This window comes from Gracilimonas sp. B-17, assembly GCF_056857935.1.
Window position 1 is genome coordinate 142,649 of sequence record NZ_JBSXOA010000008.1, and the last position, 25,662, is coordinate 168,310.

Here is a 25,662-nt window from a genome sequence, read left to right on the forward strand (position 1 = left end):
TATTGGCAGGTGTGCATCAGATAATGTAGCTTCGGGTATCAATCCAAACAATTTTTGCATTTATGATGAAGTATCTTATCTCACTTTTGCTGCTTGTATCAGCTTGTGTTCCTGAAAATATTGAAACGGTTGAATGGAGCGAATCACCCTGGCCTGAGATCAGAAAAGAGCGTATTTCAACATTGTTGCCTCAGGCAATGGATGCAGCTGGCGTGGATCTTTGGCTCGTTATCTGCAGGGAAAATAACAACGATCCTATAGCTGACCATATTGGTGGAGAAAATGCGGGCGGTACCGCAGCTTTTTTATTTTATAAGGACGAGGCCGGATTCCACTCCTGGGTATATTCTCCGGTTGGGGAGGCCACTGCGTTGGATGAACTTGATATCCATGATGAAGTCATTCCCGTTGAGCGTGGCCGGTCGGCTATTGATGAAGCCGTGACGTTTATCAGAGGCAACGAATTCAATACAATAGCTGTGAACTCGTCAGAAAATAATGCCCAAGCCGATGGTCTGAGTTACACCCAAAGAGTAGAACTGGAAGAGAAACTGGGTCAGGAATTATCGGAAAAACTTATCTCTTCAGAAGAACTCATTTACGAGTGGTTGTCAGTCAAACTTGATGAAGAAGTCGAGATCATGACGAGAGCCGCAGAATTGACAGCAGAATGGGAAATCGAAGCTTACGATATGATCATTCCCGGGGAAACCACTGATGCTGAAGTAGCGGCCTATTTGAAAAGTAAAATGGAACAGTTTGGAGTGAAAGATGCATGGAATCCAAGTCAGAATCCGAATGTAAATTCAGGTCCGGATCGGGGTCATTCTCATGCTACCGAGAAGGTGATCATGCCGGGAGATGTCATACAAACGGATTTTGGCATCAAGCTCTATGACAGATGGGTGAGTGATATTCAGCGTTTTGCATATGTACTGAAGGAAGGTGAAAGTCAGGCTCCAGATGATATTCAGTTCTATTGGGAATCAGCAAAGGAAGGTAACCGTGCAGCGTTCAATGCGATGGCACCCGGAGTTAAAGGAGTTGAGGTTGATGCAGCTCAACGAGAGCTGATGGAACAGAATAATTCAGAATATGTAATGTGGAGTACCGGCCATCCTGTTGGTTATGTTGCCCACGACACCGGACCAAATCTTGGCGGGTCACAGTCACCGTCTATTCGACCTGCTGCTCAAAAGGTCTTGAAACCGGGTATGGTATTCGCGTTTGACGGTTTTCACAGCTGGGCGTTAAGTGATAGTACCTATAAAACCATATCTGTTGAAGAGATGGCTGTGATCACTGAGGATGGTGCTCGATTCCTGATCGAACCACAGGAAGAACTTATTCTGGTTGATTGATAAAAAATGGGTTCTTGAAACATTATTGAGATACAACATGTTTTGCACTTCAAATCAACACTAAATCATATGCATACTTACATGAAAAAATTAATAACGGTAACCTTTGGTCTATTATTGATGGCAGGTTGTTCTGAAACTCAAGAACGGAATCAGGGGCCGAATGTAGTTGGTCAGGAGATAACTTATTCTGCCGGTGACCTCACAATGGAAGGGTATATATCCCAGGATGAAAACGACTTTAGTCAAAGACCGGGCATACTTGTGGTACATGAATGGTGGGGACATGATGAGCATGCCCGTAACAGTGCAAATAGACTGGCTGAGCTGGGTTATGTAGCCCTTGCTGTAGACATGTATGGAAATGGAAAACAAGCGGATCATCCTGAAGATGCCATGCAGTTTTCAAGTGAGGTTATGGGCAACTTTGAGAATGCACAAAATCGTTTTAATGCGGCTCTGGAAACCCTGAAAAGTCAGGGTAATGTAGACCCTGAAAAGATCGGTGCCATAGGATATTGTTTTGGCGGCAGTGTAGTCCTTTCCATGGCTCATTCTGGTTCAGAACTGGATGGGGTTGCGGCTTTTCACGCGGGCTTACAGTTGCCTGTGATGCCCGTGGATAGTATCAGGTCAAGGATATTGATCCTGAATGGTTCAGCCGACCCGATGGTAACGGAAGAGCATGTGTCGACCCTGACCGGTGCCTATGAAAGCATCAATGCGGATTACCAGTATATCAGCTATGAGGGAGCACAGCATGCGTATACTAATCCTGCAGCTGACTCATTGGGAGAGAAATTCGATCTTCCACTGGCCTATAATGCAGAAGCAGACAGCAGTTCATGGGATGAAATGAAAACGTTCTTTGAAGAAACGTTTGGTTCCGGAGGCAGTTAGTTTTTAACCGGGTTCTGATTTTCAAAGCTAATGTATCAAGGCACCGTTTTAACGGTGCTTTTTTTGTTTGGTTGAAAAGGATTTTGTATTAATTATGTCTTAATGCTATATATTATTGATATGGGTATGCATAATTGAATAACAAATGGGGAATAAACGGAAGGTGATCAAAAATGGGTGCTAATACAGAGAATACAGAAGTTTTTACGGATAAATCTGAATCGTATGCGAAGTACAGATCCAGTTATCCGGAAAAAATGATCGAAAGGATCATTGAACCTTTCAAATCACAGGATGTAATAAAAGCAGCTGATATAGGGGCCGGAACAGGGATCTCATCAAGGTTGTTAGGTAGTGCCGGCGCAAAGGTAACAGCGGTAGAGCCAAACCAGGCCATGGCTGAAGCAGCTGAAAAACATCCTAATGTTAATTATGTAATAGCTCCCGCAGAAACTACAGGCCTGGAAAGTAACTCGTTCGATATAGTGGCTTCTTTTCAAGCGTTTCATTGGTTTCATTTCAAGGAAAGCCTGAAAGAGTTCAACCGCATCCTGAAGCCGGAAGGGAAACTGGCTTTAGTATGGAGTTACTGGGATGAGTCGGATGAGTTTACGGGTGAATTCATTGAACTAATTAATAAAGCATCATCAAAATTTGAAGAAAAGGTCACTCCCTATGATGGATTTCCGTCAGGATATATTAAAAAGTGGAGGATCCGTTTGTTATGGAAATTAGGTTGGCTTCCATATTACAGGTCTGTGGAAAAGTTGCAATTTACTTATAACCAGCATTTGAATAAGAATGATCTGATCGGTTATGCAGCATCCCAAAGTTTCATAAAACATGAGGGTGAACTGTGGGATGAATTATGTAGAGGTTTGAATAGTCTGACTGAAAAAACCCAAAGCGATTCAGTTAGTCTGAAGTATAGAGTAACCTTATTTCTTTGTGATCCTCGAAAATGATCTGATCTGCTTACCTAAATCTGGACATACACTTACGGCCAAACTTTGCTACAAAGGGAAGTGGATCTGATAATTTGAGATCACCATAGGTGACTTTACCCGAATAAGATCTGACCCATTCCCGAAACGTTAATTCTCCGGCAGCCCGATATTCGAAGAACCCAAGAATGTCTCTTTCAAGGTTGATGTATTTGACATCGATCTGAGCCGGTTCAGAAACGGGTAATTCTTCGCCTATAAGTCCTTTATAATAATAATTATATAAATTTACACCGGCTGCAGGCCCAAGGTTTCCCCAAACGCTATTCCGGAAATGCATTTCAATAAGATAGGGTTTGTTGTTTCTTGAGTCTCGTTTGAATTGAATATTTAACAATCCCTTGAGCTTCAATTTCTTTACGATCTCGCTTGAGACTCTTTCAACTTCATCGTCCTTTACTGTTTTAATAAATGATCCCATACCGGCATGTATCGGATAGACACGAAATTTTTGTGCAATATAGATGCCTCTGGTGATATGATCATCATCAACATACATATTGACACTAAAGTGTAATTTATCATCCCCTTCAATATACTCTTGCAATACCATTCTTGGGTTAATAGTTGAGATCTTTTTATATAACTGAAGAAGGTCTTCTCTGTTATCCAATACAAAGGCTTTTTTATATTTGCCTACTACATTTGAAAAATCGGGGTGATACCAGTCAGAACGAAAGACCGGCTTTATAATGCAAGGCAGTTCACATACATCTAAGGCACTGTTCAATTCATTAATACTGCTGATGTTAAATGACTTTGGGGTGGGCAACCCATTTTTTTCTGCAAATATTGAGAAATGCTGTTTATCTAATACCTTAGATACGGTTTCCTTATTAGGAAAAGAAAATAAGAAACGATCTTGCAATCTCTCCCGATGCTCAGAAATGGTATAAATTGCATCATCATCATCACTGAAGATCACAGGTTTATCAGGGAGAGAGTCTGATAGCTCGCATAATTCATCTATAAATTTTTCAGTTTTAAAAGATGAAAAGTGAGTTACATTTTTAACAAACCTAGAATAGCGAGTGCAGTTTTTATCTTTTTCGATCCCCAAAATAAATGGAATACCCGCCTCTCCCAGGCTGTGTACCAAACCAAGTTGTCCAATAACCAGTGCTGTGTTGTTTTTCATAGGTATTTCTCAAAAAGTTATTGTTTCACTTAATTTTTAATGTATTGGTATAGCCTGATCCTGGGCATTGATCTTCCTTAGCGGATCGAATTCATGGTTTCAATATGCTGTCTGAAACTGTTATACAGAGCTTCATCTTCTCGACCGGCCGGCCAGCAAATATTGCCGCCAAATTCCCAGCATTTCACATAATCGGCGGTAAGCTGCCAAAGCAAGGTTCCTCCAATTTCTAATTCTTCTGATAGGGCCCAGATATCGTTGTAGTTGTTTAGTACGTCTTCACTTCCCCATCCCGGAAGCCCATATTCTCCTAAAACAAATGGTTTGCCAAGGTCATTAGCGATAGACTGGTGATCTCGTAACCATGCAGCTTGCGCTGTATTAAGATCATCATCCAATTGCAGTCCAAACCCAAAGACATCCGGATACCAATGAGCTGATGCCACATCAATTTCTGGTATCTGGGTATTTAAGACGTAAGAAGTGCCCTGATCTGCCCTCAACACATACGTATTTGAGTAATCTGAGCTTGTATAATAAGGATGCACGAAAGCTCCACTATTGGTGAACTCGCCTAAGCTTGCATCATCAAATCCTTCTTCCCCGGTAGCTACTAAGTGATTGTCATCAATTGATTTAATATATTTTGCGATATCCTGGTACCAGTCTCTCAATTCCTGAGCAGATCCTTCCGGATTTCGTAATTCATTACCGATCTCCCAAAGCATGATAGCGGGTTCATTCTTGTAAGCTATACCGGTTACGGTATTCACTCGATTGAGGAGCATTGAAATGTAATCCTTGAAAATGGATTGACACTCCTGGTTATTTATAAAAGCAGACATGTTACGCCCACTTTCTCCACACCATCCATTATAGACTTCAATCCCACCCAATTCTGACCAATAATTTATGAAAGGTAATATAAAGTAGATGCCTTTATCCTTGCCTTTGGCAATTACCCGGTCTAGAGCAATTAAACTATTTACGTTGTACTCCCTTGGTCGAGGCTGAATGGAATTATCGTTTTGATAGATCGGGGGGCCGTCATAGAATGCCCACATTCTTACAGCTCGAATATTGCTTTCTTCAAATAGATCTAAGGCTCTGTTAACGACACTTGAATCTATAAGCTGGTAGTTTGGCAGGTAATATGCATTTGTGCCGGCAAAATTAAACTTATCACCTGATAGGACAAGTGATGAGTTTTCCACCCGAACAAAATCACTGTTATTTTTTGAATCTTTTGAGTCGCTGCCGAATAATGAGCAACTGATCAGAAAAGAGACACTGAAGAGGAGGATCACAGAATTTATTTGATATGTTTTCATCATAATGGATTAATTATTTATTGGGGAAAGCATAAGATCTGACAGACTGCAAAAGTGGGTCTTTATTACCTGTTTCATTTTCAGGGAAAAAAGCAGCACCAAGTTCCCATACCATGACACCACCTAATCTTTTTTCCTGGGCATATTTGATCTTCTCTTTGATCGATTGGTCGTTTTCAAAGCTTAAAAAAGCTATGGGGTTGGTCAGGTTCAGATACGGGACTCTGGCATTCTCATCCCACTGATAAGCGCTTAGATCATAATCGGAATAGATCGTTGAATAGGAATGATTGCTGTAAATTGACATGTCTTGGGTAGGCCATGATGCCCATTTATCAAATAAATTCACACCTTCCCATTTTGTTCCGTAAAAGTTGATCGTGATACCAAGTTTTGATCTGTCAATCCCGGCATCAATAAAGTCATCAACCTTATCATCAATAGATGGAAATTTTAAAAAGGTATTATTTTCAAAAACCTGGTTCTTATTAAAAAGGGCTGAATTATGCCAGGTTTGCCAACCTCTCCAGGGCTGGGCCATGTTGTAAGTCAAAATATTGATCTGGTCAAAATATTGTTGCAGTGTAGAGTACAAACCAACAAGTCCAGAACTTTTTAAAGCAGATATGGTCAGTAACGGGCGTTGATCTCTTTTGGTTTTGATGGATTCCAGTGCATCAAATAGTTCAGGTACAAAAGCTTGAAAATTACTTAGGTAGTTCAATAATTCAGCATCACTGTCGATATCCAGATCCGGATCTTCTGAATAAGAGGGTAAACTTAAATTAACTCCATCAAAACCGTACTCATTCATCAGTTCTATAATGGTATTTATGAATGTTTGCCTGTTTCCTTCTGAAATAGCTGAGCTAAAGCCATTATAATTACTGCCTCCCCCCACACTAAACAGAATATTAGTGTCATTGTCATGAGCAGCAGGAACTATTGCGTTTAATCGATCTGAATTGAAATTATGTCTGAATGAGGGGTCCAAGCTAAGTGCGGGGGTGCCGTCTTCAGCAATACTGAGTGAGAAGTAAGTCAGATGCGTAAATGCTTGCCAGTCGATCTCGTTGGTTTTGATGATCCCCGAATTTATCAGTTCTGTTTCGGGATTATGCTGCCAGGATGCGAGGTAGGCATTTACCCATATATCCTCGTTTATGGGCTCTCCTGATGTATTAAAGAATAAGTCACAAGACCCAAGTGTCAGGATCACCAGCATTAGTGGTATTATAAGTTTAAGGCGTTTCATCATAGGGTTTTAAATTCTATTAAACGTGAGAGACAACAGTTTGCGGTAAAGAATTTGATGATCTTTCAACTTGATTAAGCTCTTCCATATGGAATTGAAAACGTTTGATCTTGATCCCATTTTCACAGGCGATCTTGTTTACACGCTTGAAATTTTCAGGCATTACGCTATCCTCAAAAATGTAAATGGAATCAATTGTATGTTTTCGTATGAGTCTTTCAAGCACCCAGTATCCGCCAAATATTGAGTACCCATCAAAATTGCTATTCTCTAAGTTCGGATCATCATCTAAAAAACCTAATACTTTGATATCCTGGTCTTCTAAATGGGTTAGTTGATCCAGGATCAAAGAGCCACCTCTATTGGCTCCGTAAATAAGAACCTTGTCTTTTCCTTGTTTTGCTTTATGAAAGCTATAACTGAGGGCTTGATAGGTAATTCTAAATCCCAAAGTTAAGGTCAAAAGGATGTAGAAATTTACGATCAGGTAAATGGTCAGATAGTTTACGGGGGCTTGAACCGTGAAAAATAAAATAGGTGCTGAAAAAACGATCGTGTGTGCAACTGATGAAGTGACCCTGATGGAGCTGCCGATACCCATTGATTTGATGTTTTCCTTATACAGGCCGGATGTCCAAAACAAGAATAGTTGAATGGAAGAGATTATTACAAATGACCTGCTGATATTAATATCAGCTTCCAGGTTGGTAGAACTGATGTTATCAATTAGCAGGTATCCAACAATGTGTGAGGTAACAATGAACATCAGGTCGAAAAACATCAGATAAGCTGTGTTGGTCGAAAAGATCTTCCTGAAAATGGGTAATATCAATCCATTCTGAAATATTTCAATTTCATGATATCTGAGTTTTTTGATCCCATAGATCAATGCAATTCCAAAAAGGAATAAAACAGTTAAAGACTCCCTCAGGCTGTTCACCTGAGTAACGGCAAAGGCCCCTAAGGCAAAGAAGGCTGAAATGAAATATAATGTGATCACTGTATTTCTATGTGATAGCCCCAATGATAAAAGTTGATGATGGATATGGGATCTATCGGGAACAAACATGCCATGGATCTTGCGTATGATCGAGGTAGAACCATTGCTCACTTTATGGCTTGGTAAAAGACTGCCAAGAAAGCGCCGAACCATCGAGACCAGGGTATCAGTGATCGGTAATACCAACACTAATAACGGAAACAGAAGGGCAAAACCGGTTGTAATTTTGGTAGTACTCTGGATAGAAAGTAAAGCCAGGCAAAACCCAATGAACAGGCTTCCGGAATCACCCAGGAAGATCTTAGCAGGGTTGAAATTGTATCTTAGAAATCCAACCAGAGCACCGGCCATGATCAAGGCAAGAAGTGCAGTAAAAACATCGCCACTGATCGCGGTCACAGTAAAGATTGAAACGGTTGCAATCGTGGCAATTCCGGATGCAAGCCCATCCAGGCCATCGATCAGGTTAAAGGCGTTAGTGATCCCTACGATCCAAAGCAGAGTAAGTGGGAAATCGATTATTTCCACATTCAACATTCCACCTAAAGGGTTACTGATATTGGAGATCTTAAATCCGGCAAAATAAATGATACCGGCAATAAGAAACTGAACGCTAAATTTTATACCCGGTTTTAAGGGTTGCATATCATCCCAAAAACCCAACAGGAATACTGTTATAAGCCCACCCCCTACAATAAAGCTAACCTCTAAATTATCCAGTAATATTTGTACAAACTGTGGATTTATCGCAAGTATAAGTATTAGCGAGAGCAAAACTGAGATAAAAACGGAAAGCCCGCCAATTCTAGGTGTGATGTCAGTATGAACCTTACGAGCTCCGGGAGCGTCAACAGCTCCAATAAATTTTGCAAACTTTATAACCCATGGTGTAACAATCAATGAAATGATAACCGGAGCAATAAATGAAATAATAACAGTACTTAACATGAGATCGTCTGGTTTATGGATTTAAGGCATGTAGGGCAAAGACCATTTCAATGAAATAGGAAGATGTTGAACATCGATCAGTTCATTGGTGGAAAGCATTGCTCCTTGTAAAAGGGCATTTTTTAATTGAAGGATATTTCCTGGCCAGCTATAGTTATAACACTTATTAAAAGCCTCATCAGTGAGCCGTATATTTCTCCATTCTTCGTTGTTTCTACGTATATCACCTAGAAAATGCTCTATGAGTTCAGGTATATCTTCTTTTCGTTCTCGTAACGGTGGTAACATAATTACATTAGACTCGGTCAATTCAAGCAGAGTCTTCCAAATATCTTTTCTAAGAATCTCTTTATAGGCGTTATGATCGATGGATAGGATCAGGCGTGGTGTGGCAGAAGTATTATATCGAAACAGTTGGTTACAGCCTTGTTTAAAAGATTGAATGATATCGATCATGAAAGATTCTTCCAGTTCACAAAATTGATCGAGAAATAGGAAGCCATACGAAGCCTTTTCAATGGCATCGTAAGTCAGGATTATATGAGAGTCCATGATCTGTATGTGCTCCCAAAAAGCATCCTTGTAATCAGATTCGTTAATGTCGACACAATAAAACCAGTGGAAGGGCCCTTCTTTTCTTGAACTGTGCTGGTGAATGAATCTGCCCAGATGCTTTTTCCCGGAACCTGTTTCACCGACAATAATGATATTACTTCCAATATTTGAAAGCTCAAGCGCCTTAATGTATATGTCTTTCATTAATGCACTTTTAGACTTCAGCTCTGCAATGTTATGATCAGGCTTCGAATATGCTTGTTCGCTGGATGCAAATGATGATGTCATATAGTTCATAAATGAATGGTTATGCCAACTAGGTGATACCTGCCATCGATCTTACTCTGAGCGCCGGGTGCTACACCATAGTCAATGCTGATTATATTCGATTTAAACCCTAACCCAAATCTTGGCATGTAGTAATTTAGCTCAGGCTGAAATTGAATTCCGCTTCGAACAAATAGGTGTTTTAAAAATTTGATTTCCATGCCACCTTTATACCAAACCCCATCTTCTCCAAACCTCTTTTCATTGGATAAAGACAAGATGAAATCGGGGTCGTTTGAATCTTCGGGAAACGAAAAAGATGCACCTATTTCAAATTTTACCGGGATATTATAACTGCCTAGTACGGTAGTTCCATCCTCAATAAACCGATAGGATGCACCACGGCCTAATCCACTTACTAAAGCAGCATAGCTGAGTGATCCAACTGGGTCATAAAATAAGCCTGCTTTTGCACTGTAAGTCCAATATTGTGCATTAGCATTGTTTGAAAATTCTATCGTTTGAAGTATTCCAGTACTAAATACTCTGCTGATTTTGAATGAGGTCGCGTTTTCCAATTGATATTGGGTGAGGTCTGGCTCTGGTTCTACGGTAGAATCATTATGCCATGCAGTTTCAGTATTGGCTGTTGGATTGATGGCAGATAGATATGATCCGGAATATGAAAGCCGTATAATGCTTCTGATATTGTGGGTTACCTTCAAAGCTGGAGTGCTAATGTCGAAATGACTGAAATTATTCCTCCAATCTTGATAAAAACCCAAATGGATACTAGTAGGGTCACTTGCAAAGCTGAGTAAAGCAGGGTTTGTATTATAAGATATAAGCTGGCCTGCATCTGCAATATCAGCGTCTGCAAGGCCGGTTGACCTGGCAGAGACATTGTCATAACTCAAAGAATCTCCGACAAAACCTATCTGAGCATATAATGAATTAGGAGTAGCTGCTACAAAGCTGAGGATCATTAGTCCTGCTATGATATTTTGATTTATTGTGCTCATTAGTTGAATACTCTAAAGATTCCGAATAAAACAACCACGTCTCGTAAGAACTCAGACATATCCCTTACAACATTTTCTTTTCTTGGAATAAATATGATATCCCCCGGTTGAATGAGTAATTCCACTGAACCTAATTCTCCGGAATTCAAATATTTGGTGAGGTCGATCTCCTGACTTTCCCCGCTGTATTTGCTGCGATATACTAGAACTTTCTTTAGGTTTGCTTCTGGGGTTGGGCCGCCGGCGTTTGATAAAACTCTGAATATTGATGACTGATTGACCACAGGGTAATTATCGGGTCTGGTTACCATTCCAAAGACGGATACCATGAGGCGGTCAGTATTTCTGATCGAGATCGTTAAACCGATATCCCCTTTTATGTAGTTAGACAGTCTCCTTGTTAATTCTCTTCTAAGTTCCTCTTTTGTTAAACCTGTTACCTGAATTTCACCAACAAGGGGAACTGCAATTGAACCAAGACTCGATACTGTAGTCAATGTATTGAAGTTTGGTTGTTCCCAAACTAGAATTTCGATCTCATCTCCGGTTTGAATTTGATAAGTATTCTCAATGACCACTGATTCTTTAAGTGAATCAGGCATGGCAAAATCAGGTCCGGATTTTAACTTGTTGGAAGTTGAACATCCGCTCGAAATGATCCCCAGTATCAGAACGAATAATATTGATGTTGTGGCCTTATTATAGATATGCACTTGGTTTTACGTTTGGTTCGGGAGTTGTTTTTTAATCTTATAGGATAGTTTACAATAAGCGTGCCAAGTAGGATTAGGACTAGATTTGAAAAAACACAAGTTGTTAATAATCAATGATATACCTGTCTTTTAAAAAGAAGAGGTAAGATGGAGTGAGTATATTCTTTACACACTTAGAGGCTTATGTGTAAATATTTAACAGGTCGCTAGTGTTCTGCGTAGAATTATTAAACGACACGGGTGTTTTAATGGCCTTCAGGGGTGTTGAATGAGATTATAAGAGAGGATTACAATCTTTGGCATAGCAATTGCTAATTAAGGCTTAAATACAACACATAAGAAATTGTTAAAGCCGTGTATCAAATAAAAGAAGTAGTCCATGAGATAAAGTTGGCAGCAAAAAGAAGAATTAAGCTGCTGACTACTATACCTATACTATTTATTGTGATCAGTATTGGTTCACTTCATTTTATTCCGGAGGAATATATGTCGTCAACATCTATCCTTGTTCAGAAGGATGAGACGCTGAATCCATTATTAATGTATGAAATGGCTGTAAGTACTGTATCTGACGACAGGCTTCAGTCTTTCAATGAAATTATATATAGCCGGAGTACCATGGAGATGCTCATTGATAGTTTGGGCCTCGATGAAACCGTTGTGACAGAAAGAGAGCGGCAGGCTTTGGTGGAAAGATTAAAAACCCAGATCAATACCAGTTTAAAAGGATCAGATTCCTTTTACCTGAATTTTTATGATACGGATCCTGTAAGAGCCAAAGAAGGTGTTGAACTACTCGCAAGTCATTTTATTAAGACGAGGTTAAACCTGGAAAACAGGAGAAATCAGGAAACGGTCAATTTCTTTCAGGAAAAATTAGTAGAGATGGAAAAGGAGGTCGAAAAACAAAGGTCCTCGGTTGAATCGGTTCAAAAAGACAGACTGAGAACACTGCCGGTTCAAACTGAGGCGTTGCAGGCAAGACTTCAGGACCTGGAAATGCAATTGGAAACCATAAACTGGCAAATATATGAGGAAGAGCAGAGGATCAGCACTATTGAAGACTTTATCAGCAATGAGTCTAACTCAAGCAATATTTCCATGTTGCATAAACTGTCGGTAGCCAGTTTGCCAAATGGAGAAGAACTGTCAACATTACTAAGTGAATATGATGAACTCTCTCAGCAATTTACTGAGAGCTATCCAAGGCTGCGGGCCTTGCGCCAACAAATTACTCAGCTTGTAAAGCGAATAGAGCCGGCCCTTGAGACTAATTTGAATGATCTGAAGACTCAAAAAAGAGAGGTGATAAGTCAACGGAATAAAGTAATAAATGACCTTGAAAGTACATTTGTAGCTAATCAAAAAACTTCAAATGAACAGTCTGAAGTCAGTATTTATGAAGGACTTTTAGCAGAGATCAAGGTCAAGTTAGAACAAGCTAAAATGAATCGTGACATAGGTGCCTATGCAGCAGAACAATTTGTTGTTTTGGATGCACCTTTCGTCCCTGAAAAACCTGCTAAGCCAAATAAAAGATTAATAGTGATAATTGGTTTTCTAATAGGATCGATCCTGGCAATAATCTTAAGCGGAATAGCTGAAGTACTTGATACAACAATACGACGTGTAGAAGATCTGCCTGTGAATAAACCGGTTATTGCATATCTGACTACCAATGGTTGAAAAACGAATTATTATGCCTGATACACTTGACAAAGATAGTCACGAACTCTCAGAAGAAACAACAGACTGGGAAAATGATGACCTGTTGCCTGTTATAGTATCAAATAAAGTTTTGAATGTGAGTGAAAACAGTCACATATCTCATCAGCATATCAACAGTTTTAATTTTTTGAAGTTATCCGCTTCATTTGACCTGACCAAGACCACTTTGGGAATAACAAGTGTAAATTCAGGCGATGGAAAAACGAAAACAGCTGCTAATATGGCTACATCACTGGCATTGGGCTACCAGCGCAAAACATTATTGATCGATTTCAATTTTTTGAATCCATCATTGCATGAAGTCTTTGAAACTTCTCAACATCCCGGTCTGGCTGATACATTAGAAAAAAAATCCATAAGGATATCGCCTACAGCTGTTGAAAACCTCTACCTGATGACCGCCGGAAACTGTAGTGAGATAAAAACGGGAATTAAGCACACTCTGGTTCTACGACAAGTGCTTAAAAGTCTAAAGGAAGCATTTGAATTTATAGTTGTAGATCTGCCTGCAATTTTACCATTAAAAGAATTTCCCATTCATTTTATAAACGAAATTGATGGACTCATAAATGTGATCGATGTAAAAAAGACCAAAAAGACAGATTACAACAAGGCTATAAAGTATATCGATGAAAACAGATTCATTGGGTATGTGTTTAATAATGTTGATGAATGAATAGGATGGAAAGATGAAAATTTTGCTGGCTATTATATTCTTTCATGCACTGATACTATTTAGAGTTCAGACAACTGTTAAAGACAAGATACCTTATTTGTCAATCGGTATAATTACAGTTGCCTTAGTTGTCAGTGTATTTATGCTGCTTTCCAAAATGGAAGGACCGGAACTATAGATTTGAAGAGATGTTGCTAGAAAAATCCTCCTATAATGTCCGTTGGTTTTTCCAAAGGTTCTTACTTGAACCGTTTGGTCTTGATGCCGAAAATAAAATTATTTTCTGGTTTGTCACCTTCTTTTTAGTTCTTTTCGGAGCAGGGATCGTAATTACCGCAGGTGATATTTTGTTTGTTACATTCATCTGTTACATGACATTGGTATTCGTTCTTAGTTTTATACGGATTGATATAAGCCTGTACATATTTATGGCTTCAGTCATGTTTTTAGATCAGTATCCCATTCCCAATTTTCCTTCATACACTGAAAAGCTTAATTTTTTCAGCAATTTAAAGGAAATAGATTATATCCCATATTTCCATACCGGTATGTTCAGTCCGGCAGAAATGCATCTAGCCTTTCTGACGCTTTCTTTGGTGTTGTATTCCATACTCAGGCTGAATATCAAGTTTAAGCCAATTCCGGCTCCATTACCTTATGTGGGATTTTTTGCAGTTATGATTTTCTCTGTTGCTTTTGGACTGAGCAGGGGTGGCGATTTTCTTGTTTCTCTTTGGGAGGTTAGAGCGTTATTCTATCTGGCCTTGATCATTATTCTGGTCTCACAGATCGTAAGTACAAAAGAACAGATCAGGAATTTAGTGTGGATCTTTATAGCCGGCAGTATTTTCAAGGCATTTCAGGGGGTATTAAGGTTCATTGAAATGGGCTTTACAACAGGTGGGTTTGAAGTACTTACGAATCATGAAGATGCCGTATTTATTGTAACCATATTACTGCTGCTGATAGGCTTCATCATATATGGTGTTAGAAATGGCCAGCGAAAATTTATTCTTTTGTTGATGCCAATAATCCTGCTTGGATTTTATGTAGCCCAACGCAGAGCCTCCTATGCATCGCTTATAGTATCAATAGCCGTAATGTTGGTGATCCTTGACTCCAGGAGAAGAATTACCTTTTTAAAATATTTTGTTCCGATTGCAGTTGGCCTGTTCATATATGGAGCCGTTTTTTGGAACAGTAACAGTACAATAGCCAGGCCGGTTCAACTCATAAAATCGGGCATCGAAAAACCTGATCTTGAGACAAATGCTGCTGACTATTATTCAAATTTATATAGGGAAATTGAAAATTATAATTTAGCTCAAACCGTAGTAAATAATCCGGTTCTGGGCATTGGGTTCGGTAAGGAATATGAGCAACCAATACCATTGGTAAATATCCGGTTTCCACTCATGGATTATATCCCTCATAATCAGATCTTGTGGGTATTCGTAAAAATGGGAGCTTTGGGATTCTTTGCTTTTTGGTTTTACTTCAATTCTGTTGCAGCTAAGGCGAATCAGTTATTTCATCGATTAAAAGATCCCTATTTAAAGGCCGTCATGGTTATGATCACACTATCTGTGATCAACCAGATGGTGGTATCATTTTTTGACCTTCAACTCACTTATTATAGAAATATGCTGTATCTGGGATGCCTGATCGGTTTGATACCGGCTGTTGAATATGTTGCCAAAGAGGATAAGGAAGCGAAAGGTGAGGAAGAGAAAGAGGGGGATGGTGATGAGTATGAATAGTAAGGAGGGAACAAAGGATAATAGTGGGGGTATTGCCAAATCTGTAGCAAAGAATATGTCAGTGATGTTTGGAGCCCAGGTCGTTACCTGGATCTCAGGATTTATTCTATTGTACTTTTTGCCACGGTATCTGGGAAGTGAGGATTTCGGTCGTTTATATCTCGCCCTTTCCATAAAAATGATGATGGGTTTACTCATCGACTTTGGGGGTAACTTTCTTATCCCCAAGGAAGTTGCAAGGTCTGAGAAAGTTGGTACATCAATTCTGAATAGCTATATCATTTTAAGGATCCTTTTGTGGATCCTGGCCATTGGCCTGGTGATCCTATTTTCGAATCTGTTAGGTTACTCAGAGCATGTTCATTTGCTTATTCTAATTCTGGCGATCGGTAAACTCTGGGAAGGTGGATATTCAGCCATCAGTGCTTATTTCCAGGGTGTTGAGAAGATGGAATATCCTTCACTGAGCGGTATCTGCGAAAGAGTTTTTGTCTCACTCTTTTCAGTAATTGCACTATTAATGGGAGCCGAATCTACTGAAATCGCTATAATAATTTCGTCAGGTGCACTACTGAACCTGCTGGTACTGGTCTATTTTTCGCGGAACGAATTCAAGTTCAAGTTTCAGTTCAATAAGAAAATATTTTCCCTCCTGGATACGGGCTTACCATACTTTTTATTTTCACTTTTCTCTGTGATCTATTACAGGATCGATGCAATAATGATCTCTTACTTTACAAATGATGCAGTTACTGGCTGGTACGGTGGAGCATTCAGGTTTTTTGATATCGTAATGGTGCTTCCTCTTATCTATAAGACGGCCATTTTTCCTGTTTTCTCTAAACTATGGGATGACAAGGACGGTAAACTTGAAGAAACAGTCAGTGAAAGTATGCGGTTGATGGTCTTGTTAGGGCTGCCGGTTGCACTTATTATTTATGTATATGCATCACCGATCATCGACTTTTTTATGGGGCTGGATGAATACGGCGCATCTGTTATTATACTTAAGATATTTTCTGCCAGTATCCCATTCATTTACCTGGATATAATTTTAGGTAGTGCCTTATTGGGCGCTGCCGAAAAACAGAAAGCATGGGCACTTATTGGCTTCTTAGCCATATTTGTAAACATTGGGCTAAACGCTATCCTGATTCCCGGCTCACAGGAGCTTTACGCAAACGGAGGTATCGGGGCTGCCTCTGCTACCCTCTTTACTGAGATATTCATGATGATCTCTGCTCTTTTTCTGATACCAAAAAGCTATTTAAAGGGATTCAAAAGCACGTACTTATTGAAGCCGGTTGGTGCATTAGCGGTAATGGGAGGAATGATCGTATTAACACAGTATCTGAATATTTATTGGCTTTTGTCGATTGTGATCACCGGCATAGTATATATCATCTCTTTGATCGGAATAAAAACGTTTTCAAAAGATGAGCTGATTTTGCTAAAAGAATTTATCATGAATAAAAAATTAAAGCGATTACTGGGTATAGTTAAAGTATAATCTAAAAATCAACGACCATGAGTTTAGGGGAAGTAAAGAGTAGAATTGCAGAGCAATTATTAAAAGCACAGGATGGAGTCTCAAAAGAACAGCAGGTTGAAATATCAACCTATAGTAATGCGGACTGTTTCTCAGAATTTTCAGATGTATGGAATGACCTGGTTCAATTATCTAATAGTCCGCTTTGTGTTACTAAAGAATGGATCAGTTTGTGGTGGGATTGTTTTGGAGAGAATAGAAACAGATTACTTAATACAGTAGTGATCAGAATAGATGGAAAAGTTGTCGCGATAGCTCCATTTTATATAGGGTTTTCTAGTATCGGTAAAGGCTATTCCTTTACAAGGTTACAAATTATTGGAAGTGGGGGGAGTAAAAATGAGCAATGGGGATACCCTAATGACTATGGTATAAGTGACTTTTTAGATATCATCGTGCACCCTGAATATAATGAAGTGGTTTCAGATGTGTTTACTGAATTACTTGGGAAGTATATTGAATTCATTGATGAGATAAAGTTTTTACAAGTCAGGGATGATAGTTTTATAAAACAACAACTGTGGCCAAAAATTGAAAAAACGAGTTGGGATCATCACCTGGAAGTGACTGATGAATGCTCTTTCATTGACTTGAAAGGGATCGAAAGTATTAAAGACTATATCAAGAAAAATAACTCCTCCAGTGCACGCAGAAGGTTCCGGCAAACTTTACGGGCAATCAATGACGATAAAGAATTCAAGATCAGAGAAGTAACCGGGGAAAATGAAGTACAGCTTGCTAAGAAGCGTTTAATAGAACTACACCAGGATAGGTGGAATGAGATAGGCTACCCCGGTGTATTTCATGATAAAAGGTTCAGAAAATTCTTTGATGAATTATTGGATGTCTGTATCAAAAATAACTGGTTGTACTTTAAAGAGACCCTGGATTCTGAGGGGTTATCAAGCTCCAGAATGTTGATACGTTTCGATGGGAAATATTATGATTACCTAAGTGGGTTCGACCCTGAAAGTCCCTCCTCTAAATACCGACCGGGCTATGGTTTGCTTCTTGACGTGATCGAAGAAGCTATTTCAAAAAATATCAGGTATGTGGAATTGTTAAGAGGGCAGGAAAGCTATAAGCATGATTTTACCGAGCAGAAATTGAATAATTGGGTGTTGTCGATAAAGGGAGATCAGAAAAAAAGTGTTGTAAATACTTCTTTAAAGAATAGTATAAAAGTGGTTGCAAACCTTTATACAATTATTGCAAAAGAGTCTACTCTCTTAAATGTGCAATTAAAATCTACAGGGGTCTTAAAAGCCTTTCCCAGCTACTTCTCATTTAGGTGGAACACCCTGAAGGAAAAACTAAGTTAGTCTGATCGGCAAGTGGAATAATTACACAATACCATTTAGCGGTGTGTATTAATTGTACACATGAAAATTAAAGGGGTAAATAAGCTCAGGTAATCGGCTTTAAACGCGGGTACTGAATATAAAGGTGGGGTTAAGCGGCTTTTGGCACGTTTGTTGAATAGAGTAACACAAGTAATGTATTAATTACAACATTCAGCATGAAAAGTTTAGAATCATCTAAGAACGTAAAGGTACTAATGTACCACAGGGTTTTAAAAGAAATACCTCCCAAGGGTTCTCCCTGGCATTATGTAACTACCAGCGACTTCGAGAAACAGATGAGATGGCTTGATAGAATTGGTTATAACTCCATCACATTTGAGGACTACCAACTGTATTTAGAAGGGAAGTTGAGCCTGCCAAAGAAATCAGTGGTCATAACTTTTGATGACGGTTATTTAGATACATATACAAATGCCATTCCTATAATGTTAAAGTACAACATGAAGGGAGTGATATTTGTGATGGGTAACCGTGAACTGCGAGAAGCAGAATGGGAGCAAAATGAAGATGACCAGCCTTGTCTTCTAATGAGCGATGAACATATTGTTAGTGCAGATTCATTGGGGTTTGAGATCGGCGCCCATGCATATGATCACCTTGATCTTCTCAAGCTGAACAGTAATGAAGTAAGGTTCGAAGTCTCACGTTCTAAAGAAACAATAGAAACCATACTGGGAAAAAAAATTATCTCATTTGCTTACCCGTATGGAAGAGTGAATAAAAAAATTCAGGAAATAGTAAAAAGTGAGGGTTTTGTATTTGGCTGTGGTGTCTATACAGGTCCGCCAAGGTTTACTGAAAATCTATATGACATCAGGAGATTAGCGGTTGAACAGGGTGTAGGTTTAACAAATTTTTTGGTGGGTATCCTTACACCATATCAATATTTACTCTGGTCTTATAATGAGTTGAAGCAGCTGGGAAAAAAAGATAAAAGTATAATTGCAAGAAAAGGTCTCAAGAATAAAGTACTGGATCAAAGCCATATAACTAATTAAACCTGAAATAATTTGAAGACTCTATACATTATATCAAAAGGGATGGGCAAAAGTTCTGAAAAGGAGATCAGAGAACTTGAGAAACAGAATAGAATGCCTCGTGTAACAACACTCGAAGATAAAGTATCAGCAACAGTATTGGATGAAAGGTATCTATTAAAGCAGACACCTCGAATAAGGAGAAACTTATATAAGCATATTCCAGCTCACATTGCTCAGATCATTGAGGTATTCTTTATCCAGCATAGGTTTGATATAATTCTTTCTCAGTCTGAAAAAGTTGCATTCCCCCTTTCATACCTGATGAAAATCCTCCGGTTCAAAATACCCCATGTAGTCATAATCTCTCGCATAACATCAGTAGATGAAAAGCAATCAAAGCGAAAGAAATGGTTCATGAAACATATCAAAGATTATGTAAGCAAATTTTTGATCTGGTCAAAAGTTCAAAGGCAGATTGCCATTGAAGAGTTGGGGGTTGCTCCGGATAAAATTGTGTTACTTAAAAGAGGAACCGATCAAAAATTTTGGTATCCATCCGAAAGTGATACTGATATGATCTGCTCAGTTGGAATGGAGGCTCGTGATTATCCAACTTTGATAGAGGCGATGAGAAATGTGGATATACCATGTCATATTGCGGTCAGCTCAACGAGAGGAGAATTGTTTGATACAGTGAAAAGATTATATGACATAGATGACATTCCGTCAAATATCTCAGTTGGCCGTAAAAGTCATGAGGAATTACGTTCACTATATCAGCGATGCAGATTTGTTGTAGTCACTTTAATGGAAAGTGACTCTGATAATGGATTGACCACAATTCTGGAGGCCATGGCTATGGGAAAACCGGTTATCTGTTCAAAAACAGAAGGGCAGGTTGGTATAATTGAAGATGGTGTAAACGGGATATTTGTTCCACAGGGGGATAAAGATGCTCTTCGAAAGGCAATTATTGAACTGTGGAATGATCCTGAAAGATGCAGGAAAATGGGGGCTAAGGGAAGAAAATTTATAGAAGAGAATCACAGTATGGAACAATTTGTGGATGAAATTCATGATGAGATGAGATCGATATTAGAACCGGAAGCAGGAAAATCACCTGCAAGTTTAAAACTGGAAAAGGTCTGAAAAGGTTGTTCAATGAATGAATTCATAAAAATAATGACTTTAATGACCTTGATCGCCGGGATGATGGGGTGCGGCAGTAAAGAACGTGAAAGACAATTTATTGCTGTTAACCTGGTTGGTTATCCTGATCACGCCGTCAAAGAAGTTTTGTTGGTTAACGAAGAAGCGGATAGCCTGATTTTATTTGACGAGCGTTCCAATACAGTTGCCGCAACACTCAATGCGGTTGCAGTAAAAGAACCTGATGTTGCTACAGGAGATAAGGTAAAAGTATTTGAATTTACCGGTTTTGATAAGGAAGGCGTTTACTCAGTTCGCTCAATTGAAAATGAGAATGTGAGATCCGGTTTGTTCAGAATTGCGAGTAACCCTTATGAAAAAGTAGCGACTTCAAGTTTGCAAAGCTTCTATTATCACCGTTGTGGAACAGTAGTTGATAATGGGACTGACTGGGGGTACAAAATTTGTCACCTGGATGATGCTGAATTTTATGAGAATAAAAATGATAAAAAAGAAGTTTGGGGAGGATGGCATGATGCCGGTGACTATAATAAGTTCTCGGTAAATACATCCCTTAGTGCAGCATTACTGCTTTATCTGTATGAAGACTTACCGGGCAAACTCAGCGATGGACAATTAAACATCCCTGAAAGTAAAAATATGATTCCTGATATCCTGGATGAGGTAAAATGGGCCATGGACTGGCTGATGAGAATGCAGAAGCAGAATGGCGGTATTTACCATAAGGTTTCACAGGAAAGATGGATCGGAGAGTACCTTCCAACCACTGATCCTTCACATAGGTATATTTTTGAAGTTAGCAGTGCAGCAACAGCTTCATTCGCTGCCAGTGCAGCGTTGGCTGCCAGGTTATTCAGTGAATTTGATATCAAGTATGCTGAGACATTAAGGTCGTCAGCATTGGAAGCATGGGAGTTCTTAGAGATCAATCCACAAAGTATTCCTTTGGGAGGCTTCAAAAATCCACCAAATGTTTCCGGAGGTGAGTATGGTGATTCAAATGATCTGGATGAAAGAATTTGGGCAGCAATAGAATTGTACAGGTTGACAGGTGAAAGCAGGTTTTTAAGATATATTGAGATCAAATTTAAACACCTGCCCAGGTATGGGTTACAACCGATCAGTTGGAGAAATGTAAACAGCATTGTTCTTAGCTCTATAATTAAGATCCCTACAAATGCTGAATTGACAGATCTAAAGGAAGAAGTGAAAAAACGGTTAGTTAAACAGGCCAATAATATTCTTAAGACTCATGGCAGGAATAATTATAAAAACTTAGTAAAACACACAGAATATTATTGGGGATCTAATAGTGTTGGATTGGCTTATGCATATGATCTTATTAAAGCCTATGAACTGACGGGTAATGGCGAATTTATTAACGCGGCATATGACCAGCTCCATTTTGTATTAGGTAGAAATCCAGTCAATAGGTCTCAGGTTACAGCTGTGGGTTCAAAATCTGTAATGAACCCCTATCATCAGTTATCAGAGTTGGATGGCGTAGAAATGCCTGTTCCCGGCATGCTTGTGGGCGGGCCGAATAACCATACTCATCTGAATGGGGAGGCTATTTCCCAATATCCGGCAAAAAATTACGAAGATGAATTTAAAAACTATTTAGTGAATGAAGTTGCGATAAATTATACGGCTATATTAGCGTATGTGAGCGGTTATTTGGCATTTAAAAATTGAAATATAATCTATAAGAAATGATACTTGTTGACATCATACAAATACTGCTCATAGTCCTAATAGGCCCGATAATTTTATATCAATTATTTTTAGGATTAGTAGCATTTAGGTCAAAGCTGATCAAAGAATTTGATAAAAATAATGAAACAACCTTCGCGATCATTATTCCGGCTCACAATGAAGAGAAAATGATCGCAAAGACCATATACAGTATCAATGGAATAATTTACCCACATACAAAATATGATGTATTTGTTATAGCGGATAATTGTAGTGACAACACGGCTCAGATTTCACGTCATCTTGGTGTTAATGTCCTTGAGCGTACTGATACTTCACAAAGGGGGAAGGGTTATGCACTGAGATGGGCTTTTGACAGGTTAATATCTGAATATGATAAATATGATGCCTTTGTGGTCATAGATTCAGATAGTTTGATCTCCGGAAACTACCTGCATGTCATGAACCATTATATAAAAAATGGATCCCGCGTGATCCAGAGCAGCGACTTGGTTTTACCTCAGAAAAATAATTGGAGCAGCGAGGCAACCAGGATCGGATTTATTTTATTCAACTATGTAAAGCCTCTTGGAAGAAAGTATCTTGGATTCGATATGGGGTTGAGAGGTAATGGGATGTGTTTTACCAAAGAAGTGTTAGTTAAAATACCATGGCAATCTTGGGCACTGACAGAAGATCTTGAGTACGGACTTATTCTGTTGCTGAACGGTGAAAGAATACATTTTGCCCCGGAAGCTACTGTATGGGCTCATATGCCTTTAAAATCTGAAAATGCGAGATCACAGCGGGAAAGATGGGAGGAAGGCAGAAAAGATATAACCAAAAGCTATTCAAAGATCTTTCTTAAAGACTCATTCAAGAATAGGTCATTAGCTTTTTTCGATGTGTTTATTGACCTAATTACACCTCCTTTTGTAAACACGATGTTAATTATATCATTGCTATTAGTAGCCAGCTTTTCACTCTCTTTAATTTTCCCGGCAACTGCAATATATACATATATTTGGGGTGTATTCTTATTGATAGGATTCGTACATCTGTTACTGGGCCTAAGATTGGTGCATGCAGATAGGGATCTTTATAAATCAGTTTTATATATACCGATCTATGTAATATGGAAGGTCAAGGTCATAGTCAAAACACTATTTTCTGATAAACCTAAGGCATGGGTGAGGACAAGTCGAGAATCATAAAAATTGAATGCCAAACAATACTGCAGAAATCACTGAAATTATCTCATGAAAATACTACACTTATTTCCCTATGTTCCGGTCCCTCCAACCTTTGGTGGAGCACTGAGAGTTTATCATATCTTGAATCATCTATACAAAAATTATGATGATCTGTATGTAGCCGGTTTTAACAGAAAAGGAGAACTAACATTATTGAAAGATGAGTTCCCTATTGCAGAGGACCGTTTGATGTTTGAGGAAAAGGAGAAGTCAAGGTTTTCCAGGCTCATTCAGATGACATCTTTTTTTAGCAGCCATAGTTATTGGTATAATTTTATATCATCCTCCAGTTTTCAAACTAAGTTGGACCAACTTTTAGAGAGAGAAGATTTTGATATCATATTGACGGAGTTTGCTTCAATGGGTGTATTTGATCTCAAGACGGATGCAGTTACAATTCTGGATGCACACAACGTAGAGTATGACAACTTTAGAAGGATGAGTAAGCTTAAATGGTCATTTTTGAGAAAAAAGTTTTACGAATCGGAATTCAAGAAAGTAAGATCTGAAGAAATTGAAATTTTTAACAGATATGATGCTGTTTTTGCAACTTCAGAAAGAGATAAAAATATCATTGAGGGGCATGCCAAAGAAACAAAACATTTTGTCATTCCAAATGGTGTTGACACAAAGTTTTTCAAAAAGAATGAGCAAGTAAAACCGGGACCGTTTGATATTGTATTTACAGGGGCAATGAGCTACTTACCTAATCAGGATGGGATAATGTATTTTCTTGATGAAATATTTCCACTGATCAAAAACGAAGTGCCTGAGGCTAAAATTTATGTTGTGGGGAGCCGGCCGCCTGAAATGTTACAGAAATATGCTTCTGATGATGTGATCATTACAGGTTTTGTGGATGATGTCAGGCCGTATATTGATCGCTCATCCGTTTATGTTGTTCCATTGAATATGGGAAGCGGAACCCGGTTGAAGGTACTTGAAGCAATGTCGATGAAGATCCCTATTGTTTCAACGTCAATAGGATGTGAAGGTATCGAAATAGAAGATGGCAAGAATATCTTGGTAAGGAATGAGCCTCAAGAATTTGCGAATGCTGTAATAGAGTTGATGAAGAATAAAAAGTTAGCTAAGAGACTCATTAATGAAGGTTATGAGCTTGTAGTGAAAAAATATGATTGGTCAGTGATATGCAAAGGCCTCGACGAAGCATTTATTGAATTGTTAAGCAAAAAGGCGAATAGCAAGAAGAGTGAAAAAACGACCCAACCGGTTTAGTTATTTACTCTTGCCATTTTTAGAAGAATAACATTTATCATAAATAAAGGGAGTTTTAACATCCTGCGCCATCTGCTTGGTTGCAGGTAAAGCCTGTAAAGCCATTCGAGACCTGTTTTTCGGTAAAAAACAGGGGCTCTTTTGATATTGCCGGCTATAAAATCAAAACTTCCTCCGATGCCGGCTATCACTTTACAGTTTTTAAACTCACTGATATTGTCATTGATCCACTTCTCCTGATATGGAGCACCTAACGCGACAAAAATTACATTCGCTTCTTGAAGTCCTTTTTTTACTTCTTCCGGAAGCTGATCGAATGGAATATCACGTTTTGGTGGAGAGTATGTGCCTATGATGTCTAATTGTTCAATCCTGTCTTCTAATATATCAGCCGCTTTTTTTGCAATTCCCGGCATGGCACCATAAAAGTATACTGAATTATCACTTTGTGCGGCTAATGAACAGATCTTTTCGAGAGAATCGGAGCCGGTGATACGTTCCACTTTTTCTCCATGTAGGTACTTGATAGCCCAACTTATACCAATACCGTCAGAAGTATTTATTGAAGAAGAGTGTAAAATTTTTTTGAACTCCAGATCTGAAATTGTTTCTACTGCGATTTCAGGGTTTACTGTCACGAAAAAAAGTGGCAAATCCACTTTTGGTTCATCCAACGTTTTTCTGAGCAGGTCAAAAAACTCGTTCACAGGATAAGGGGATATTTTGATTCCCATTACCGAATATCTTTTGTCAA

General features: G+C 38.9%; 21 protein-coding genes. 13 read left to right on the top strand and 8 right to left on the bottom strand.

The genetic code is table 11. The features are described from left to right. Positions 1–65: 65 nt before the first annotated feature. The 3 genes from AC13FX_RS01240 (at position 66) to AC13FX_RS01250 (ending at position 3,226) form a co-directional block, all read left to right on the top strand. On the top strand, positions 66–1,361 hold the full coding sequence (locus AC13FX_RS01240) for a M24 family metallopeptidase (RefSeq protein ID WP_482878673.1): 1,296 nt from the start codon (positions 66–68) through the stop codon (positions 1,359–1,361). A gap of 81 nt (positions 1,362–1,442) precedes the next feature. Beyond that, positions 1,443–2,261 carry a dienelactone hydrolase family protein gene (locus tag AC13FX_RS01245; RefSeq protein WP_482878584.1) on the top strand — a complete coding sequence of 273 codons (819 nt, stop codon included), beginning with the start codon at positions 1,443–1,445 and terminating at the stop codon, positions 2,259–2,261. Positions 2,262–2,434: 173 nt separating this feature from the next. Further along, complete coding sequence (locus AC13FX_RS01250) at positions 2,435–3,226, top strand: methyltransferase domain-containing protein (protein ID WP_482878585.1); 792 nt, start codon at positions 2,435–2,437, stop codon at positions 3,224–3,226. 10 nt (positions 3,227–3,236) lie between these two features. On the opposite strand, the gene AC13FX_RS01255 is transcribed toward AC13FX_RS01250, so the two are convergent. The 7 genes from AC13FX_RS01255 to AC13FX_RS01285 form a co-directional block, all read right to left on the bottom strand. After that, positions 3,237–4,403 (bottom strand): carboxylate--amine ligase, encoded by a 1,167-nt coding sequence (locus AC13FX_RS01255; protein ID WP_482878586.1) that lies wholly within the window; start codon positions 4,401–4,403, stop codon positions 3,237–3,239. Positions 4,404–4,480: 77 nt separating this feature from the next. Next, positions 4,481–5,737: a cellulase family glycosylhydrolase gene (locus AC13FX_RS01260; protein WP_482878587.1), complete on the bottom strand. Its 1,257-nt coding sequence runs from the start codon at positions 5,735–5,737 to the stop codon at positions 4,481–4,483. Positions 5,738–5,747: 10 nt separating this feature from the next. Continuing rightward, complete coding sequence (locus AC13FX_RS01265) at positions 5,748–6,992, bottom strand: glycoside hydrolase family 18 protein (RefSeq protein WP_482878588.1); 1,245 nt, start codon at positions 6,990–6,992, stop codon at positions 5,748–5,750. Between the two features lie 16 nt (positions 6,993–7,008). Beyond that, a complete protein-coding gene (locus AC13FX_RS01270; protein ID WP_482878589.1) occupies positions 7,009–8,937 on the bottom strand; it encodes a hypothetical protein in 1,929 nt (642 codons plus the stop codon). Between the two features lie 21 nt (positions 8,938–8,958). Further along, positions 8,959–9,780 (bottom strand): AAA-type ATPase lid domain-containing protein, encoded by an 822-nt coding sequence (locus AC13FX_RS01275; RefSeq protein WP_482878590.1) that lies wholly within the window; start codon positions 9,778–9,780, stop codon positions 8,959–8,961. Positions 9,781–9,785: 5 nt separating this feature from the next. Continuing rightward, entirely contained in the window at positions 9,786–10,781 is a 996-nt protein-coding gene (locus tag AC13FX_RS01280; RefSeq protein ID WP_482878591.1) for a PorV/PorQ family protein, read from the bottom strand. Next, a complete protein-coding gene (locus AC13FX_RS01285) occupies positions 10,781–11,383 on the bottom strand; it encodes a polysaccharide biosynthesis/export family protein (RefSeq protein ID WP_482878592.1) in 603 nt (200 codons plus the stop codon). Before AC13FX_RS01285 ends, AC13FX_RS01280 begins: the two co-directional genes overlap by 1 nt. Positions 11,384–11,848: 465 nt before the next feature. Between AC13FX_RS01285 and AC13FX_RS01290 the strand changes: the two genes are divergently transcribed. From AC13FX_RS01290 to AC13FX_RS01335, 10 genes are all read left to right on the top strand, one after another. Continuing rightward, positions 11,849–13,180, top strand: a complete 1,332-nt coding sequence (locus AC13FX_RS01290) for a GumC family protein (RefSeq protein WP_482878593.1) — start codon at positions 11,849–11,851, stop codon at positions 13,178–13,180. 13 nt (positions 13,181–13,193) lie between these two features. After that, positions 13,194–13,898, top strand: coding sequence for a tyrosine-protein kinase family protein (locus AC13FX_RS01295; RefSeq protein WP_482878594.1), 705 nt, complete (start codon positions 13,194–13,196; stop codon positions 13,896–13,898). 188 nt (positions 13,899–14,086) lie between these two features. Next, complete coding sequence (locus tag AC13FX_RS01300; protein ID WP_482878595.1) at positions 14,087–15,658, top strand: O-antigen ligase family protein; 1,572 nt, start codon at positions 14,087–14,089, stop codon at positions 15,656–15,658. Then, positions 15,651–17,168 carry a flippase gene (locus tag AC13FX_RS01305; RefSeq protein ID WP_482878596.1) on the top strand — a complete coding sequence of 506 codons (1,518 nt, stop codon included), beginning with the start codon at positions 15,651–15,653 and terminating at the stop codon, positions 17,166–17,168. The genes AC13FX_RS01300 and AC13FX_RS01305 overlap by 8 nt, the downstream gene beginning before the upstream one ends. Positions 17,169–17,185: 17 nt before the next feature. After that, positions 17,186–18,529, top strand: a complete 1,344-nt coding sequence (locus AC13FX_RS01310; RefSeq protein WP_482878597.1) for a GNAT family N-acetyltransferase — start codon at positions 17,186–17,188, stop codon at positions 18,527–18,529. Positions 18,530–18,726: 197 nt separating this feature from the next. Further along, on the top strand, positions 18,727–19,569 hold the full coding sequence (locus AC13FX_RS01315) for a polysaccharide deacetylase family protein (RefSeq protein WP_482878598.1): 843 nt from the start codon (positions 18,727–18,729) through the stop codon (positions 19,567–19,569). Positions 19,570–19,611: 42 nt separating this feature from the next. Further along, a complete protein-coding gene (locus AC13FX_RS01320) occupies positions 19,612–20,700 on the top strand; it encodes a glycosyltransferase family 4 protein (RefSeq protein WP_482878599.1) in 1,089 nt (362 codons plus the stop codon). A 12-nt stretch (positions 20,701–20,712) separates the two neighbouring features. Beyond that, entirely contained in the window at positions 20,713–22,416 is a 1,704-nt protein-coding gene (locus tag AC13FX_RS01325; RefSeq protein WP_482878600.1) for a glycoside hydrolase family 9 protein, read from the top strand. Positions 22,417–22,433: 17 nt separating this feature from the next. Then, the gene (locus tag AC13FX_RS01330) at positions 22,434–23,630 is read left to right on the top strand and encodes a glycosyltransferase family 2 protein (protein WP_482878601.1); all 1,197 of its coding nucleotides are present in this window, start codon (positions 22,434–22,436) and stop codon (positions 23,628–23,630) included. Between the two features lie 45 nt (positions 23,631–23,675). Beyond that, positions 23,676–24,908, top strand: a complete 1,233-nt coding sequence (locus tag AC13FX_RS01335; protein ID WP_482878602.1) for a glycosyltransferase — start codon at positions 23,676–23,678, stop codon at positions 24,906–24,908. On the opposite strand, the gene AC13FX_RS01340 is transcribed toward AC13FX_RS01335, so the two are convergent. Beyond that, positions 24,905–25,642: a WecB/TagA/CpsF family glycosyltransferase gene (locus AC13FX_RS01340; RefSeq protein WP_482878603.1), complete on the bottom strand. Its 738-nt coding sequence runs from the start codon at positions 25,640–25,642 to the stop codon at positions 24,905–24,907. The two genes, AC13FX_RS01335 and AC13FX_RS01340, sit on opposite strands and share 4 nt — an antisense overlap. Between the last annotated feature and the right edge of the window lie 20 nt (positions 25,643–25,662).

Coding starts and splice junctions, on each gene's coding strand:
- AC13FX_RS01240 (WP_482878673.1), top strand. CDS start 66: ATGAAGTATCTTATCTCACTTTTGCTGCTTGTATCAGCTTGTGTTCCT.
- AC13FX_RS01245 (WP_482878584.1), top strand. CDS start 1,443: ATGAAAAAATTAATAACGGTAACCTTTGGTCTATTATTGATGGCAGGT.
- AC13FX_RS01250 (WP_482878585.1), top strand. CDS start 2,435: ATGGGTGCTAATACAGAGAATACAGAAGTTTTTACGGATAAATCTGAA.
- AC13FX_RS01255 (WP_482878586.1), bottom strand. CDS start 4,403: ATGAAAAACAACACAGCACTGGTTATTGGACAACTTGGTTTGGTACAC.
- AC13FX_RS01260 (WP_482878587.1), bottom strand. CDS start 5,737: ATGATGAAAACATATCAAATAAATTCTGTGATCCTCCTCTTCAGTGTC.
- AC13FX_RS01265 (WP_482878588.1), bottom strand. CDS start 6,992: ATGATGAAACGCCTTAAACTTATAATACCACTAATGCTGGTGATCCTG.
- AC13FX_RS01270 (WP_482878589.1), bottom strand. CDS start 8,937: ATGTTAAGTACTGTTATTATTTCATTTATTGCTCCGGTTATCATTTCA.
- AC13FX_RS01275 (WP_482878590.1), bottom strand. CDS start 9,780: ATGACATCATCATTTGCATCCAGCGAACAAGCATATTCGAAGCCTGAT.
- AC13FX_RS01280 (WP_482878591.1), bottom strand. CDS start 10,781: ATGAGCACAATAAATCAAAATATCATAGCAGGACTAATGATCCTCAGC.
- AC13FX_RS01285 (WP_482878592.1), bottom strand. CDS start 11,383: ATGCCTGATTCACTTAAAGAATCAGTGGTCATTGAGAATACTTATCAA.
- AC13FX_RS01295 (WP_482878594.1), top strand. CDS start 13,194: ATGCCTGATACACTTGACAAAGATAGTCACGAACTCTCAGAAGAAACA.
- AC13FX_RS01300 (WP_482878595.1), top strand. CDS start 14,087: ATGTTGCTAGAAAAATCCTCCTATAATGTCCGTTGGTTTTTCCAAAGG.
- AC13FX_RS01305 (WP_482878596.1), top strand. CDS start 15,651: ATGAATAGTAAGGAGGGAACAAAGGATAATAGTGGGGGTATTGCCAAA.
- AC13FX_RS01310 (WP_482878597.1), top strand. CDS start 17,186: ATGAGTTTAGGGGAAGTAAAGAGTAGAATTGCAGAGCAATTATTAAAA.
- AC13FX_RS01315 (WP_482878598.1), top strand. CDS start 18,727: ATGAAAAGTTTAGAATCATCTAAGAACGTAAAGGTACTAATGTACCAC.
- AC13FX_RS01320 (WP_482878599.1), top strand. CDS start 19,612: ATGGGCAAAAGTTCTGAAAAGGAGATCAGAGAACTTGAGAAACAGAAT.
- AC13FX_RS01325 (WP_482878600.1), top strand. CDS start 20,713: ATGAATGAATTCATAAAAATAATGACTTTAATGACCTTGATCGCCGGG.
- AC13FX_RS01330 (WP_482878601.1), top strand. CDS start 22,434: ATGATACTTGTTGACATCATACAAATACTGCTCATAGTCCTAATAGGC.
- AC13FX_RS01335 (WP_482878602.1), top strand. CDS start 23,676: ATGAAAATACTACACTTATTTCCCTATGTTCCGGTCCCTCCAACCTTT.
- AC13FX_RS01340 (WP_482878603.1), bottom strand. CDS start 25,642: ATGGGAATCAAAATATCCCCTTATCCTGTGAACGAGTTTTTTGACCTG.